15 protein-coding genes and 1 pseudogene are annotated in these 14126 nt (G+C 59.7%); 14 read left to right on the top strand and 2 right to left on the bottom strand.

The genetic code is table 11. The annotated features are described in order from the left end of the window. Together IV01_RS27115 and IV01_RS08255 are read left to right on the top strand one after the other, a co-directional pair. A pseudogene (locus IV01_RS27115) lies at positions 1 to 870 on the top strand (hypothetical protein); the annotation flags it as partial. 46 nt (positions 871 to 916) lie between these two features. Beyond that, complete coding sequence (locus IV01_RS08255) at positions 917 to 1453, top strand: GNAT family N-acetyltransferase (RefSeq protein WP_032629984.1); 537 nt, start codon at positions 917 to 919, stop codon at positions 1451 to 1453. Positions 1454 to 1522: 69 nt separating this feature from the next. On the opposite strand, the gene IV01_RS08260 is transcribed toward IV01_RS08255, so the two are convergent. Next, the gene (locus tag IV01_RS08260; protein WP_032629983.1) at positions 1523 to 1771 is read right to left on the bottom strand and encodes a hypothetical protein; all 249 of its coding nucleotides are present in this window, start codon (positions 1769 to 1771) and stop codon (positions 1523 to 1525) included. 290 nt (positions 1772 to 2061) lie between these two features. Between IV01_RS08260 and IV01_RS08265 the strand changes: the two genes are divergently transcribed. Continuing rightward, positions 2062 to 2685 carry a TetR/AcrR family transcriptional regulator gene (locus IV01_RS08265; protein WP_154232246.1) on the top strand — a complete coding sequence of 208 codons (624 nt, stop codon included), beginning with the start codon at positions 2062 to 2064 and terminating at the stop codon, positions 2683 to 2685. Positions 2686 to 2736: 51 nt separating this feature from the next. Here IV01_RS08265 and IV01_RS08270 read toward each other — a convergent pair whose 3' ends face one another. Then, on the bottom strand, positions 2737 to 5490 hold the full coding sequence (locus IV01_RS08270; protein ID WP_032629980.1) for a beta-glucosidase: 2754 nt from the start codon (positions 5488 to 5490) through the stop codon (positions 2737 to 2739). 514 nt (positions 5491 to 6004) lie between these two features. Between IV01_RS08270 and IV01_RS08275 the strand changes: the two genes are divergently transcribed. The 11 genes from IV01_RS08275 (at position 6005) to IV01_RS08325 (ending at position 14117) form a co-directional block, all read left to right on the top strand. Then, positions 6005 to 6244: a hypothetical protein gene (locus IV01_RS08275; RefSeq protein ID WP_032629978.1), complete on the top strand. Its 240-nt coding sequence runs from the start codon at positions 6005 to 6007 to the stop codon at positions 6242 to 6244. 99 nt (positions 6245 to 6343) lie between these two features. Next, a complete protein-coding gene (gene gspE / locus IV01_RS08280) occupies positions 6344 to 8080 on the top strand; it encodes a type II secretion system ATPase GspE (protein WP_032629977.1) in 1737 nt (578 codons plus the stop codon). Beyond that, positions 8077 to 9279, top strand: coding sequence for a type II secretion system inner membrane protein GspF (gspF, locus tag IV01_RS08285; protein ID WP_032629976.1), 1203 nt, complete (start codon positions 8077 to 8079; stop codon positions 9277 to 9279). The genes gspE and gspF overlap by 4 nt, the downstream gene beginning before the upstream one ends. 24 nt (positions 9280 to 9303) lie before the next feature. Beyond that, a complete protein-coding gene (gene gspG / locus IV01_RS08290; protein WP_032629975.1) occupies positions 9304 to 9735 on the top strand; it encodes a type II secretion system major pseudopilin GspG in 432 nt (143 codons plus the stop codon). A gap of 9 nt (positions 9736 to 9744) precedes the next feature. Next, positions 9745 to 10182, top strand: coding sequence for a GspH/FimT family pseudopilin (locus tag IV01_RS08295; RefSeq protein ID WP_080290354.1), 438 nt, complete (start codon positions 9745 to 9747; stop codon positions 10180 to 10182). Beyond that, complete coding sequence (locus IV01_RS08300; RefSeq protein ID WP_032629974.1) at positions 10179 to 10556, top strand: type II secretion system protein; 378 nt, start codon at positions 10179 to 10181, stop codon at positions 10554 to 10556. The genes IV01_RS08295 and IV01_RS08300 overlap by 4 nt, the downstream gene beginning before the upstream one ends. Further along, complete coding sequence (locus tag IV01_RS08305; RefSeq protein WP_032629973.1) at positions 10553 to 11191, top strand: prepilin-type N-terminal cleavage/methylation domain-containing protein; 639 nt, start codon at positions 10553 to 10555, stop codon at positions 11189 to 11191. The genes IV01_RS08300 and IV01_RS08305 overlap by 4 nt, the downstream gene beginning before the upstream one ends. A 14-nt stretch (positions 11192 to 11205) precedes the next feature. Then, entirely contained in the window at positions 11206 to 11940 is a 735-nt protein-coding gene (locus IV01_RS08310) for a type II secretion system protein GspK (protein WP_032629972.1), read from the top strand. Then, positions 11937 to 13010: a type II secretion system protein GspL gene (locus IV01_RS08315; protein WP_032629971.1), complete on the top strand. Its 1074-nt coding sequence runs from the start codon at positions 11937 to 11939 to the stop codon at positions 13008 to 13010. Before IV01_RS08310 ends, IV01_RS08315 begins: the two co-directional genes overlap by 4 nt. Further along, positions 12985 to 13596, top strand: coding sequence for a type II secretion system protein GspM (gene gspM, locus IV01_RS08320; protein ID WP_032629970.1), 612 nt, complete (start codon positions 12985 to 12987; stop codon positions 13594 to 13596). The genes IV01_RS08315 and gspM overlap by 26 nt, the downstream gene beginning before the upstream one ends. Continuing rightward, on the top strand, positions 13593 to 14117 hold the full coding sequence (locus tag IV01_RS08325; protein ID WP_032629969.1) for a general secretion pathway protein GspN: 525 nt from the start codon (positions 13593 to 13595) through the stop codon (positions 14115 to 14117). The genes gspM and IV01_RS08325 overlap by 4 nt, the downstream gene beginning before the upstream one ends. Positions 14118 to 14126 lie beyond the last annotated feature (9 nt).

Genomic DNA, 14126 nt, shown 5'->3' with positions numbered 1-14126 from the left:
ACACACCGCGTCATCGTTCTTCGCGAGCAAGCCCGGCTCCAACAGACGATCACCGGTCCCGTTGGAGCGAGGCTTGCCCGCGAATCTGGGGCCTCGATATTACAGATAGACCGCGTCATCGTTCTTCGCGGGCAAGCACCGCTCCCACAGAAGATCACCGATGCCGTTGGAGCGAGGCTTGCCTGCGAATCAAGCACCTCGATATTACAGATAGACCGCGTCATCGCTCTTCGCGAGCAAGCTCGACTCCCACAGGCGATCACCGATTCCGTTGGAGCGAGGCTTGCCCGCGAATCAAGCACCTCGATATTACAGACACACCGCGTCATCGTTCTTCGCGGTCAAGCCCGGCTCCAACAGACGATCCCGGTACCTGTGGGAGCGAGGCTTGCCCGCGAATCAAGCACCTCGCTCTGGCAGACACACCTCGTCATCGTTCTTCGCGGGCAAGCTCGACTCCCACAGGCGATCACCGGTCCCGTTGGAGCGAGGCTTGCCCGCGAACCGGTCAGCTCGGTCTGGCAGACACACCGCGTCATCGTTCTTCGCGGGCAAGCCCGGCTCCAACAGACGATCCCGGTACCTGTGGGAGCGGTGCTTGCCCGCGAATCAGGCGCCTCGCTCTGGCAGACACACCGCGTCATCGTTCTTCGCGGTCAAGCCCGGCTCCAACAGACGATCCCGGTACCTGTGGGAGCGGTGCTTGCCCGCGATGCAGGCGCCTCGCTCTGGCAGACACACCGCGTCATCGTTCTTCGCGGGCAAGCCCGGCTCCAACAGACGATCACCGATTCCGTTGGAGCGAGGCTTGCCCGCGATGCAGGCGCCTCGGTTTCCGGCTATCAGCACAATCCTCTTTATCAAGCCTGACTGTCTCGGCATGATTGCCGCACCTGTAGCCATCCCGAGAGCAAAAATGAATGACGATCTGATCCTGCGCGCAGCCCGCGAGGATGACATGCCTGCCGTGCAGGCGATTTATGCGCAACACGTGCTGACCGGTATCGCCAGTTTCGAGCTGGAACCGCCTTCACTGGAGGAGATGCTGCGCCGCCGCGCTGAGGTGTTGTCGCGCAAGCTGCCTTATCTGGTGGCGGAGCTGGACGGCAAAGTGGTCGGTTATGGTTACGCCACGCTGTATCGTCCTCGCCCCGGTTACCGCTTTACCGCCGAGGACTCGGTGTACATGGCCGACGGCATGAGTGGAAAGGGGATCGGCCAGGCGCTCCTGAGTGCAGTCATTGAACACTGTGCTCAGGGCGGTTGGCGGCAAATGGTGGCGGTAATCGGCAACAGCGAAAATCTAGGCTCTTTACGCCTGCATGAAAAACTCGGGTTTCACCGCGTGGGTGTATTTGAGTCGGTGGGCTTCAAGCACGGCCGATGGGTCGATTCCGTACTTATGCAACGGGAGCTCGGCGACGGTTCGCGCAGCTTGCCTGACGATCAGTGATTTTTTGTAGAGGTTGAGTAACCCGCCCAATCAGCACCCCGGCCTCCCGGGGCGACGGATAAGCGGGGATCAGAACCGCGCCTGGGCGGAATATTCCGGGCCGTCATTGAAGCAGGCAAGGTCGACCAGCAAGGTTTCCCACTCCACGCCATCGGCAAATGCGTCCAGGTAGGCGTCGCCAGCGTCGGCATCAGCGGCGGTGACCGGCTTCACGGCTTCGATGGGTGCAGGCTGGATTGATGCGTCCAGGTTGCTGGCAGCTGTTTTGTCTGAAGCACGGGAAAACAGCGATTCCTTGAGCAACATGAGATAGGACATGGGTAGAACTCCTGTTCGATGGCCGGGTCGCAATGCATGACCGTGGGTGCACTGCAATGGAACGACATTCTCTGTTCAGGGCTGGCATTGGTGCGCGGCGGGTTTCGCCGCACAGGCCAGTAGCCTGAAATCCGGTAACCAGGCAGACCATGAAATTAACGTGCCAGGCTGGGACGATGGTGCTGGATCCGGCCGGTGCAGTGAACATTGCGGCCTATTGCCTTTGACGGTAGGGTGCTGGGCTGTCTAGCAAGGAGCAGTACATGAGTCAGTCAAACCCGCCGACAGGGATGAATGAGTCGGTTGTCACACCTAAGCAGCGGCGCGCGCCCAAGGGCGAAAAGCGTCGTGAAGAACTGCTCGATGCCGCGTTGCAGGTGTTTTCCCTGGAAGGCTACAGCGGCGCATCCATGGCCCATGTCGCAGGCATTGTCGGGATTTCGGTCGCCGGTTTGCTCCACCACTTTCCGAGCAAGATTTCACTGCTGATGGGCGTGCTGCAACGGCGTGATGAGGTCAACCAGAAGATCGCCGATGAGGTCCGTTCCGAGAAATCACTGTCGGGTCTGCTGGGCAGTCTGCGGGCGATCAACCGCTCTAATGCCACTGCACCGGGCGTGGTGCGAGCCTTTACCATCCTCAACGCGGAAAGCATGGTTGAAGGCCATCCGGCCTGGCAGTGGTTTCAAGACCGGTATGAGGGGATCTACGGACGCCTGTTCAGCCAATTCGATGATCTTGTCCAGATGGGCGAGGTGCGGGCTGACGTCGATTTGCCCGGTCTGGTTCAGGAGATTCTGGCGATGATGGACGGGCTGCAGATTCAGTGGCTGCGCTTCCCTGACAAACTTGATCTGGTGGAGCGCTTTGATAGCTACATCGCGCGGGTCGAGGCGGCTATTCGACAACGCTAAAGCAAAAAAAGGGCTCATCTCTGAGCCCTTTTTATTGAGTCAACCGATCAATTACTCGGCCGTTTCGTCGTTGTGATCCAGCACACCACCGGTTTTCACCGTTGGTGACTCCCGCAGCGTCGAGTTCAGTGCCGAACGTGGCAGCGGGTTGCTGGTGCTGTTCGACAGTTCCTGACGGAACGAGTTGGTCAGCTTGGCGTTCAGGCGGATGTCCTGAGACGACGAGCCCACCGACAGATTGAAGCTGTCAGCATCCACGACCCACTGCTTGCTCTTCTCGTCGTAGTAAGCCAGCGATCGATCGTTCAGCTCGATGGTGACGCGCTTGCTTTCGCCCGGATTCAGGAACACTTTCTTGTAGCCCTTGAGCTCCTTCATGGCGCGTTCCACTTTCGGGTTCTGCTGGCCGACATACAGCTCGGCAACTTCGGAACCACCCACCTTGCCGGTGTTGGTCAGGTCGAAGGAGACCTTGATCGGCGTATTGCCCACGGCGACGCCTGGCGTCACGCTGATGTTGCTGTAGCCGAAGGTGGTATACGACAGGCCGTAACCGAACGGGTAGAGCGGCTTGATGCCTTTCTTCTCGTAACCGCGATAGCCCAGGAACAGGTCGTCCTTGTAGCTCATCTCAGCCAGGGTTTCCTGGTTGTCCCATTTCGGGAACGTCGCGTAGATCGGGTTATCTTCAATGTTGCGTTCGATACTGATCGGCAGTTTGCCCGACGGGTTGACCTTGCCGAACAGGATCTCGGCCAGAGCCTGACCACCGTTCTGACCCGGGTAGAAAGCGTGCAGCGCGGCCGGCACCTGATCGATCCAGTCGCTCATCTTCAGGCCGGTACCACCGTGCAGGGTGACCACGGTGTTCGGGTTGACCTTGGCGATGCTCTGGATCAGCTCGCCCTGGAACTCAGGCAAGTCGAACCCGTGGTCAAAACCTTCACCTTCGTATTCATTGCTGTTGCCCACTGCAACCAGTACAGCATCGTACTTGGACAGGTCCTGCGGAGCTGCCAGGGATGCCCAGCTCATCTGAACGCCAACCAGGCCGCCCATGGTCGACAGGTAACCGGCACGGCGCGAGTACTCAAGCTTCACGTCGTAGGATTTGCCGGCTTCCAGGTTGACCTTGGCGAACTCAGGAATCGTCGGCGGGATGCTGTTGTTAGGCAGCGGCTTGCCTTCGCCGTTGTTGATGATTTCCTTGCCGTCGACCCACAAACGAATGGCGCCGTCAGCACGGACCTTGAACACTTGTTCGCCGCTTTGGGTCGGGGTGATTTTGCCGGTGTAGCGAATCGAAGTGGAGGAGGTGTCGCCATTGAGCGAGCCGGACGTCGAGCCTTTGCTGGCATAGGCGTCGGACGCTTCGGTGTTGCTTTCGAACGGCAGGTCAGTGTCGTTGGCCCAGTCCAGATTGATCTGTTTCTCGGTGCGGGTTACCGCAGCGTCGCCGGACCAGTCGGCGTTGCTGAAGTATTCGGCGGTAAGGCCTTGAACTTCGTTGCCCTTGGTATTGGTGCTGCTCCAGACCGTAGTGGCCGGATCCAGAGACAGGCCGTCGATGAACTCGACTTTGGCGTTCGGCGCCAGTTGCTGCAGACCACTCAGCTCGCTGATGTAGTGCGCAGCCATGACGTTGGCGCTGCCGAAGCCGGTTGGTGGCGCGTATTTGGCCAAGGTGCCGACCACTGCAATGTTTTTGACTTTCTTGGCGTCGAGCGGCAGCAGGCTGTTCTGGTTTTTCAGCAGAACGATACCTTCACGCGCAGCATTCAAAGCAACCTTGTTGCTGGTCGCGCTGTTCATGTTGTGCACGGTGGACGGGGTCTTGGTGTCGAACTTGTACAGGTAGATCTGCTTCAGGATGCGACGGACCTTGTCGTCGATCGTGGCCTGGCTCAACTCACCGCTGTCCAGGTGCGGCTTGAGGATGGTGCTATTCATCTGATAGCCCATCATGTCCAGGTCGGTACCGGCCTGGGCTGCGTTCAGGCCGTTGACGACTGCGTTGTAGTCACTCTGGACAAAGCCTGCATAGCCCCATTCGGTCTTCAGGATTTCGCGCATCAGGTGGTCGTTTTCGCAGGCGAACTCGCCGTTCACTTTCTGGAACGCGCACATCATCATGGCCACTTTACTGTTCTTTGAAGCGGACTCGAAGGCAGGCAGGGTCATCTCACGCAGCACGCGCTCGCTGATGATTTCGTCCAAGTGGAAGCGGTTGCTTTCCTGGTCGTTGGCGGCGAAGTGCTTGGCGTTGGCCCAGACACCACGAGACTGAATGCCGTTGATCACTGCAGGGCTGAGGCTGGCGCCGAGGAACGGATCTTCACCGGAAAGGTATTCGAATGCACGGCCGCTGTAAGGCATGCGGTACAGGTTCACGCCTGGACCGGTGACGAACTGGTAACCACCGATGGCAGTGTCATAGCCCAATGCACGACCCAGGTCGATAGCCCGACGCGGGTTCCAGGTGGCTGCCAGGTTAGGGCCGGATGGATAGACCACGCCTTGTGCGTTGCCTTCGCTGGTGTAACGCACGCCGACGCCGCCGTCTGCGCCATGAATTTGCGGAACGCCATACTGGGTCAGCGGTTTCACGTCCCAGCCACCGGTACCGCCGATATAGGCCAGTTTTTCTTCCATGGTCATCTTGGCCAGGGTTTTGTCCGCAGCTTTTTCAGCGCGGTTAACCATGCCGTCATCCAGCGCAGGGCTGGTGGACGCGTAAACCTGTGATACCGCCAGTGCCAGCAAGGCCATTGCTGACTTCGCACCGATCATTTTCCGTTTGCTCATGTGTCTCTCCGACAACTGTCATTAAATTGCTATTACTAAATTGCTGTGCGTTACCAACTTGGCCGTGACCAGGTTGTGGCAGTGTTGCGTGAACAGGTCATAACTTTCGCAAGGTAATAGATTGCCTGCTTCGCAACTTTCGAACTGATGGCTCATTGCAATAGCTGGTGTTTTTCAGGTGTTTTATATTATAAAAATTATAGTTTTCTAATAACGAAATTGATATCAAAGTGATGTCGCGTAGTGGCACTTTGAATCGCGTTGGCGGACTAATTAAGGCAATTCTTGACACAGTAAGTCAAACAAAAGGTTGAATTTGGGTGTTTTTTGATTTTTTTCGTTACATATTGGAACTCTCGCTAAACCTACCGGTCGATTGGTTTAAGAATTTTCAGTCTCTCGCTAATTTGTCTTTTATGCACGACTGAAATTTCCACTAGTTGCCAGGATGGCCTTGAGATTTGTTCAAGGCCTTTTTTGTGGCTATTCACTATCTAATGCTTGGAGTTTTTTTATGAAGTTGCCTTTGATGGGTGCGGGTCTGGTGTTGGGTTTTGCTCTTTGCGGTTCTGCTTTTGCCGCTGAAGCCACCGACGCCGATGCAAAATCCGGCGCCGCTGACTCCACGGTATTGACCCAGACCACCGACGCCAAAGTGGTGAAAAAACAGCAATCCCAGAGCGCTACCCAGAACACCAAGGGCGGCCGTCCGCTGACCGAAACGAAAAACAATTCGCAGAAAACGTCCAACTGATGGTCTAAACGTTTTTTGTGTCGCAGGCAGCTGCCGGGTCAAACCTGTGCAGCTGCGCTGTGAGCCTTGCCCCTTCGATCTGTAAAGATGTCTATACCCATGCCGTTAGCCCCCATCGATACCGCCCGATTGCAGATTCCTGATGCCGAGCAGGTCTGTGCCTGGTTGATGGAAAATGCCGGTTTGAAGACCGTCGATCTGGAACGCGCCCGCCGTTTGTCGCAAGAGTCCGCTCAGCAGTCGCAAGATCATGAGTTGCTGGGGTTGCTGACCCGTCTGGGACTGGTATCCGAATTTGAACTGGCCCGCGCCTGGGCTGCATTACTTGATGCGCCACTGGTGCTGGCCGAGTCCGCGCCACCCTTGCTGGACCCGTTGCCGCCATTGACCGAACGCTTCATGCGTCACTATCAGATAGTGCCGCTGGGCTGGAGTCAGGGTGGCTTGCGCGTATTGGCTGCCAACCCGAATCTGCTTTATCCATTTCAGGCGGTGGCTTATGCCTGCGATGTTTCTGTATGGCTGTCGATTGGGCCGCGCAATGAAGTGGAAACCCTGATCGAGCGTTATTACGGTCAAGGCCGTTCGGCCATGGGTACGCTGATCGAAAACCTCGACGAAGAGGGCGGCGCGCTGGAGGACATCGAGCACCTCAAAGACATGGCCTCCGAAGCGCCGGTCATTCGGCTGGTCAACCTGATTCTGCAGCGCGCTGTGGAACACCGCGCCTCGGACATTCATATCGAGCCTTTCGAAAGCCAGCTAAAGGTCCGTTATCGCATCGACGGCGTGCTGCACGAAGCCGAAGCGCCGCCGTCCAGTTCGTCCGCTGCGGTGATTTCCCGAGTCAAGATCATGGCCCGGCTGGACATCGCCGAGCGCCGTCTGCCTCAGGATGGGCGAATCATGCTGCGGATTCAGGGCAAGGAGCTGGACCTGCGGGTGTCCACCGTGCCCACCAGTTTTGGTGAGTCAGTGGTGATGCGTCTGCTGGATCGGCAGACCATCAACTTCGACTTTCCGAGCCTGGGTTTCGATGGCGAGCGGCTCGATGAATTCCTCGAGGTGCTGGAACGACCGCACGGCATTCTGCTGGTGACCGGCCCTACGGGTTCGGGCAAGACCACCACCCTTTATACGGCCCTGTCGCGGCTTAATACCGCCGAGCGCAAGATCATCACCGTCGAAGACCCGGTGGAATACCAGCTCGAGGGTATCAACCAGATACAGGTCAAACCTTCCATTGGCCTGGACTTCGCCGGGGCGCTGCGCTCCATCGTGCGTCAGGACCCGGACGTGATCATGATCGGTGAGATGCGCGACCTGGAAACCTGTCGGATCGCCATTCAATCGTCGCTTACCGGTCACCTGGTGCTCTCGACCCTGCACACCAACAGTGCGGCGGCGAGTATTACCCGGCTGCTGGATATGGGCGTCGAAAGTTACCTGATTGCCTCGACCGTCAACGGCATTCTGGCCCAGCGACTGGTGCGCCGTCTGGATCCCGAGACTCGGGAAGCCTTTGAAGCACCCGCTGAATTGATCGAAGAACACGGCCTGGATCGCTTCACTGACCAGCGCCCGATCATGCTCTATCGACCTCGCGCCGATGCGCCGGGGGGCGGCTATCGCGGGCGCAGTGCAATCACTGAATTGCTGGTAATGAACGAAGAATTACGCAGCCTGCTGATGCGCCATGCCGACGCCTCGACTCTTGAGCAGGCGGCCCGGCGTGGCGGTTTGCGCACGCTGCATGAAGAAGGCCTGCGCCAGGCCGTGGCGGGTGTGACCTCCCTGGAAGAAGTGCTGCGTGTCACTCGCGGAGATGGCGCGTGAGTCTGTTCAAGTTTCGTGCGCTGGACAGCCAGGGCGTTGCCCAGAATGGCACCCTGGAAGCCAAGGATCAGGATGCAGCCGTCGCGGTGTTGCAAAAGCGAGGCCTGCTGGTCTTGCAAATCGATGCGGCGGGCATGGGCGGGCTGCGCAATGCTCTGGGTCGCGGCATGCTGAACGGCGCGGCGCTGGTGAGTTTTACCCAGCAGCTGGCGACGCTGCTGGGTGCCGGTCAACCACTGGAGCGCTCCCTGGGCATTCTGCTCAAACAGCCCGGCCAGCCCCAGACCCGCGCGCTGATCGAACGCATCCGCGAACAGGTCAAGGCTGGCAAGCCGCTGTCGGCAGCGCTTGAAGAAGAGGGCAGCCAGTTTTCTTCTCTTTATATAAGCATGGTCCGGGCGGGCGAAGCGGGCGGCGCGCTGGAAAGCACTTTGCGCCAGCTCAGCGACTATCTGGAGCGCAGCCAGTTGCTGCGTGGTGAAGTCATTAACGCCCTGATCTATCCGGCGTTTCTGGTTGTCGGCGTTCTAGGGTCTCTCGCTTTACTACTGGCCTACGTGGTGCCGCAGTTCGTGCCCATCTTCAAGGACCTTGGCGTGCCGATCCCTTTGATCACTGAGGTGATCCTCAACCTGGGCGAGTTTCTCAGCGCCTACGGCCTGGCCGTGCTGGTCGGGCTGATCGCGTTGATCTGGGGCATGAGCCTGCGTATGCGTGATCCCCAGCGTCGCGAGCGCCATGACCGGCGCCTATTGGGCATTCGAATCATCGGTCCACTGTTGCAAAGGATCGAGGCTGCACGTCTGGCGCGCACCCTTGGCACGCTGCTTCATAACGGCGTGGCGTTGTTGCAGGCGCTGGTGATCGCCCGGCAGGTCTGCACCAACCGGGCGTTGCAGGCGCAGGTCGCCCACGCCGCTGAGTCGGTCAAGGGCGGCGGAACCCTGGCCAGTGCCTTTGGCGCTCAACCCCTGCTTCCGGATCTGGCCCTGCAAATGATTGAAGTCGGCGAACAGGCCGGTGAACTGGACAGCATGCTGCTCAAGGTCGCCGATGTGTTCGACGTGGAGGCCAAGCGCGGCATCGACCGCATGCTTGCCGCGCTGGTCCCGACCCTCACCGTGGTCATGGCGGCGATGGTGGCGGTGATCATGCTGGCGATCATGCTGCCGCTGATGAGCCTGACCAGCAATATCTGAATTTTCCAAAGAGGACCCATCCTGATGAGTTTTAGCCGTAATCGCTTCAAACCTGCCCGTCGCCAGAACGGTTTCACCTTGCTGGAAATGCTCGCGGTCATCGTCCTGCTGGGCATCGTCGCCACCATCGTGGTGCGCCAAGTGGGCGGCAACGTCGACAAAGGCAAATACGGCGCGGGCAAGGCGCAACTGGCCAGCCTGAGCATGAAGATCGAAAGCTATGCGCTGGACGTCGGTTCGCCACCCAAGACCCTGCAACAGTTGATGGAAAAATCGGGCAATGCTGCTGGCTGGGCTGGCCCGTATGCCAAGCCGTCAGATTTGAAGGATCCGTTTGGCCACGCCTTCGGTTATCGCTTCCCGGGTCAGCACGGCACTTTTGATCTGATCTTCTTCGGGCAGGACGGCCAGGCGGGCGGCGAAGGTTACAGCGCCGACCTTGGCAACTGGGAATAACTGATTGTCATGAAAATGCCTGCTGCAAGCCGTGGTTTCACCTTGATGGAAATGCTGGTGGTCATCGTTCTGATGAGCATCGCCATTGGCCTGGTGGGATTCGGCCTGCAACAAGGGCTGAGCGCCGCCAAGGAGCGGCAGACCGTCGGGCAGATGGTCAATGCGCTGCGGGCCACCCGGGTCAAGGCGATTGTCACCGGTCAACCGGCGAGGACGGTGTTTGATCTGCGCAAGAAAGCCTTTCAGGCGCCGGGGCAGCGTGCACACCAATGGCCAGCCGGATTGCAGGTGACCATGCAGACGGCTGCCGAGATGGGCTCCACAGTGGAGTTCTACCCTGATGGCGGTTCGACCGGCGGCAACCTGATGCTGGTCAACGGTGATCGGCGCTGGCGCATAGACATCGGCTGGCTGACCGGCAGTGTGCAGTCCAAGGCCTTGCAATGAGCCCCTCAGGTCAATCGGGTTTCACCCTGCTGGAAATGCTCGCCGCTCTCACCGTGATGGCGGTGTGCAGCAGTGTGTTGCTGGTGGCGTTTGGGCAGAGCGCACGTTCACTGCAACAAGTTTCACGCAGCGACCGGCTGACTCACGCCGCGCGCACGATCATGGATCAGGAAGCCGCAGGCCCGTTGCAGAGTGGCACCCGGCAGGGCGTGTTGGCCGGCAGCATCAACTGGCAGCTGGATGTTCGCCAGCAGGCCACGCAACTGGGCCAGCCGCGCTTGTTTCGTGTCGACCTGACGGTTAGCGAAGCCAGGCGCAAGGCGCATTTCAGCACTCTGAAGTTGCGCGGCGTTACTGACAAGGCCGGCTCTTGAAGCGCGGCGGTCGTCAACAGCGAGGCTTCACGCTGCTGGAAATCATGCTGGTGCTCAGCCTGCTGGGCGTGCTGCTGACCCTGGTCGGTGGTGCGTTGCTGGGGGCTAATCGGGCGGTGCTCAAGGCCCAGCGCTACACGGTCAGCCTGGACGAAATGCGCGCTGCGCAGAAGTTTCTGCGCAGCTCCATCGCTCAGGCGCTGCCGCTGGACACATCGGAAGACGACAGCGAAACCAGTGGATTTTTTGAAGGCTCAGCCCAGCGTTTGCAATTTGTCTCGACGTTGCCCGGCGAATTGGGCGGCGGTATTCAGCGCCATACCTTGCAGCTGAGCGGGCCTGAAGGCCGTCGTCAGCTGCAAGTGGCGTTCGAACAGATCCAGACCGACGCCAATGGCACGGTGCTCAAACCCTGGGGCGAGCCGCAGGTGCTGCTCAAGGATGTCGAGCAACTGAATTTCAGTTATCAGGGCCTGACTCCCAAAGGTCAGCCCACCGGTTGGCTCAGCGACTGGCCGTGGCCGACGCGTCTGCCTAAGGCCGTGCGTATCGATGCCAAGGTCAAGGGACCGGTGGATTGGCTGCCCGAAGTGGTGGCCTTGCGATTGGATTTGTCCGGCGGAGCAGGGGGCTGATGAGACAGTCTCCTATGAAGTCGTCCAGTGAAAACCAGCGCGGTGTGGCGCTGCTGCTGGTGTTGTGGGCGCTGGCTTTACTCAGCGTGCTGCTCGGTGGGCTGGCCAGCTGGGTTCAGTTGGAGAGTCGCCAGGCCCTGTGGCAGCGGCAGCACACCCAGGCGCTATTGGCCGCTGAGGCTGGCTTGAACCTCGCGGTGCAGGGGTTGAGTGACCCGCAGCAGCGCAAACGCTGGATTGCCGACGGCCGTGAAGTGGCGCTGCGTTTTGATGATGCGCAGCTGCGGATCAGCGTGCGCAGTGAGCGGGGCAAGCTGGACTTGAACAGCGCAGTGGTCGGGGATATTGCCCGGCTGGCCCAGGCGTGCGGCGCAACACGGGATCAGGCAACTGCCCTGGCGCAACTGATTGAAGAGCGTCGCGGTGGCGGTTCGGCGCCGCTGCGAGTGATTGAAGAAGTCCGCCAGCTGCCTGGCATGAATCAGGCGCTGTACGCCCGTATGTTGCCGGAAGTGACTCTGTGGAGCGGTCTGGATCGCCCGGATCCGGCCTTCGCTTCGGCGCTGCTGCGTCGCGCGTTGAATATGCCGACTCAGAGCGCAGTCGGCGCCGATCCCGGCGAGGTACTGATGATTGAAAGTCACGCACAGCGGCCCGGCGGCTTTCATGCCGAGCTGCACACTACTGTTTTATTGAGCCCATCGGAGGGAAGCGCACAGCCTTATCGGGTGCTGCGTTGGCAAGAATGAATCGATTATTTTCCCTGCGTCCGATGTCGTTGCCAGCACCGGTTGTGGCTTTGCTGGAGCGCGTCGCGCAACAGTGGCGCGGCAGCGTGATGCAACGTGGCTGGCAGCTATGGCTGATCGAGTTGCGTGCCTGCATGCCGGAAAAACTGCAGCGGCTGTTGATCCACGACACGCCGGAGCATCTGCATGCCTGGCCATTGAGCGGGCCGCTGCCTGCGCTGTCGGCGCAGGTGCAACAGATCCTGCTGCTGCCACCTTCGTCGGTGCTGGTGCAAACCCTGCAATTGCCCTTGGCGGCAGCCCGTGATCTGAACTCGGTGGTGGGTTTCGAGCTGGACCGCTTCACGCCGTTCGACGCCTCACAGCTGTACTTTGTGGCCCGTCAGGACAAACGCGTCGGCGGGTTTATTCAAGTAACGCTGGTCGCCATCCTGCGCGAGCGTCTGGATAGCATTCTTGCCGACTGCGCAGCTTTGGGTCTGCAACCTCATGCCGTTGATGTCGGTCACGATGCCCAGTCGCGACTGGGCATCGACCTGCTGCCCGTGCCGTTGCGTCCACGACAGCAAGGGCACCATCTCGGCCTGCAACGCAAACTGCTATGGCTGTGTGGCGCCTTGTTGATTGTCGCTATGTTGTTGTGGCTCAACGACCGACAGCGCCTGCTCGAAGACATGCAGGCCAGCGTCAAGGCGCAGAAAGCCCAAGTGGCGCAGATCCAGAAGATCCGTCAGCAACTGACCAATACGCGTGGCGCGGCCAATTACCTGATCCAGCGTAAATCCGCGCAACCCACCCAGGTGGCATTGCTCAACGAGCTGACCGCCTGCCTGCCCCACGACACCTGGATCGACCAGCTTGAAATCAATGACAGTGCCGAAGTTTCCTTTTCCGGGCAAAGCGCTAAGGCCAGCGCCTTGATTGGCCGGATCAAGGATTGTCACAGCCTGGAGAACGCCCAGTTTCAGGGTGTGATTCAGCCCGACCCACAGACCGGCAAGGATCGTTTTTCCTTGCGCGCTCACCTGCATCAGGAGGCCGCCGATGCGCCGACCACTGACCAGCCGTGAACGTCGCGGTGCCGCGCTGATCGTCCTGGCACTGGTGCTGTGCGCCGGTTACTGGCTATTGATCGACAGCTGGTTCGCCGGCCCCTTGCGTGACATCAATGCCCAGGCCGACCAACTGCGCGAGCAACAACAACGCTACGCCGGCTTACTGAGCCAGGGCGATGCCCTCAAGCAGCAACTGGAACAGGCTCGTAATGATCCCGCCAGCAGCACGAGCCTGTTACCCGGCGACGATCCCAGTGCCGTGGCTGCCGACCTGATGCAGCGGGTGGCCGATCTGATCAGCAGTCATGCCAGCACCGGCGGCGGTTGCAGCCTGACGCAACGCATGCCGATCACCCCGGAGCAGGACGGTGCCGAGCCCTATCGTCAGGTAAAAGTCAGCCTGACTCTGGAATGCGCCATCGAACCGCTGACCGCTATCCTCCATGAGCTGGAGTATCAGCGGCCGTTCCTGTTCGTTGACGAAATGAGCATTCGCCGTGGGGCTGATGCGCCCCTCAAAGGCGGGGCCGGGAAACTCGTTGCTCACTTACTGGTTCGCGGTTACCTGCAGCCGGCTGCCGTCGTGGAGGCTACGCCATGATCGGTTCGTTGCGCTCCACCGAATGGGCCTTGCTGGGCCTTGCCAGCGTTCTAACCCTGGTGATTGCCGGTGTTCTTGGCGGGGTTGCCGACTCGCCGGACTGGTTGCCGGAACAGGCACCCCGCAACCCGCAAGATGCGGGCGCGAAAGCCCATGTCGCACCCAGCGCGACCCTGGAAAGCCTTTCCGGAACCTGGCAAGCACCGCTGTTCAGCACCGACCGCAGCGCTGATCGCTCCACGCAGCAGGCCCAGGCCTCGAATCTGGCTGGCCTGACCCTGACCGGGGTGATGATCGATGGCGAACTGCGCGTAGCCCTGATCAAGCGCGCCGACGGTCCACCGCTCAAGGTTCATCAAGGCCAGGCGCTGCCCAACGGCTGGAAGCTGGAAAAGCTGACCCCGACCCAGGCCGATTTCTCTTCAGACGGACGCACGCAAAGCTTGAACCTGCGTGCGCTGCGCTTACCGCCGCCTTCCAATATCCCACCGATTTCTCTTCCTCGTGAGTCCACTCAGTGAACGCTAATC

The sequence above is a fragment of the Pseudomonas syringae genome (assembly GCF_000737245.1).
GTDB classification, from domain to species: domain Bacteria; phylum Pseudomonadota; class Gammaproteobacteria; order Pseudomonadales; family Pseudomonadaceae; genus Aquipseudomonas; species Aquipseudomonas syringae_J.
The sequence above is the reverse complement of the archived record's forward strand: the minus strand, read 5'-3'. Positions and strand labels throughout refer to the sequence as shown.

What these genes read in the sequence shown, in the direction of transcription:
- gspE (WP_032629977.1), top strand. Translation starts at nt 6,344, where the DNA reads ATGCCGTTAGCCCCCATCGATACCGCCCGATTGCAGATTCCTGATGCC.
- IV01_RS08265 (WP_154232246.1), top strand. Translation starts at nt 2,062, where the DNA reads ATGAATGAGTCGGTTGTCACACCTAAGCAGCGGCGCGCGCCCAAGGGC.
- IV01_RS08260 (WP_032629983.1), bottom strand. Translation starts at nt 1,771, where the DNA reads ATGTCCTATCTCATGTTGCTCAAGGAATCGCTGTTTTCCCGTGCTTCA.
- IV01_RS08310 (WP_032629972.1), top strand. Translation starts at nt 11,206, where the DNA reads ATGAAGTCGTCCAGTGAAAACCAGCGCGGTGTGGCGCTGCTGCTGGTG.
- gspG (WP_032629975.1), top strand. Translation starts at nt 9,304, where the DNA reads ATGAGTTTTAGCCGTAATCGCTTCAAACCTGCCCGTCGCCAGAACGGT.
- IV01_RS08275 (WP_032629978.1), top strand. Translation starts at nt 6,005, where the DNA reads ATGAAGTTGCCTTTGATGGGTGCGGGTCTGGTGTTGGGTTTTGCTCTT.
- IV01_RS08325 (WP_032629969.1), top strand. Translation starts at nt 13,593, where the DNA reads ATGATCGGTTCGTTGCGCTCCACCGAATGGGCCTTGCTGGGCCTTGCC.
- IV01_RS08295 (WP_080290354.1), top strand. Translation starts at nt 9,745, where the DNA reads ATGAAAATGCCTGCTGCAAGCCGTGGTTTCACCTTGATGGAAATGCTG.
- IV01_RS08255 (WP_032629984.1), top strand. Translation starts at nt 917, where the DNA reads ATGAATGACGATCTGATCCTGCGCGCAGCCCGCGAGGATGACATGCCT.
- gspM (WP_032629970.1), top strand. Translation starts at nt 12,985, where the DNA reads ATGCGCCGACCACTGACCAGCCGTGAACGTCGCGGTGCCGCGCTGATC.
- IV01_RS08270 (WP_032629980.1), bottom strand. Translation starts at nt 5,490, where the DNA reads ATGAGCAAACGGAAAATGATCGGTGCGAAGTCAGCAATGGCCTTGCTG.
- IV01_RS08300 (WP_032629974.1), top strand. Translation starts at nt 10,179, where the DNA reads ATGAGCCCCTCAGGTCAATCGGGTTTCACCCTGCTGGAAATGCTCGCC.
- IV01_RS08315 (WP_032629971.1), top strand. Translation starts at nt 11,937, where the DNA reads ATGAATCGATTATTTTCCCTGCGTCCGATGTCGTTGCCAGCACCGGTT.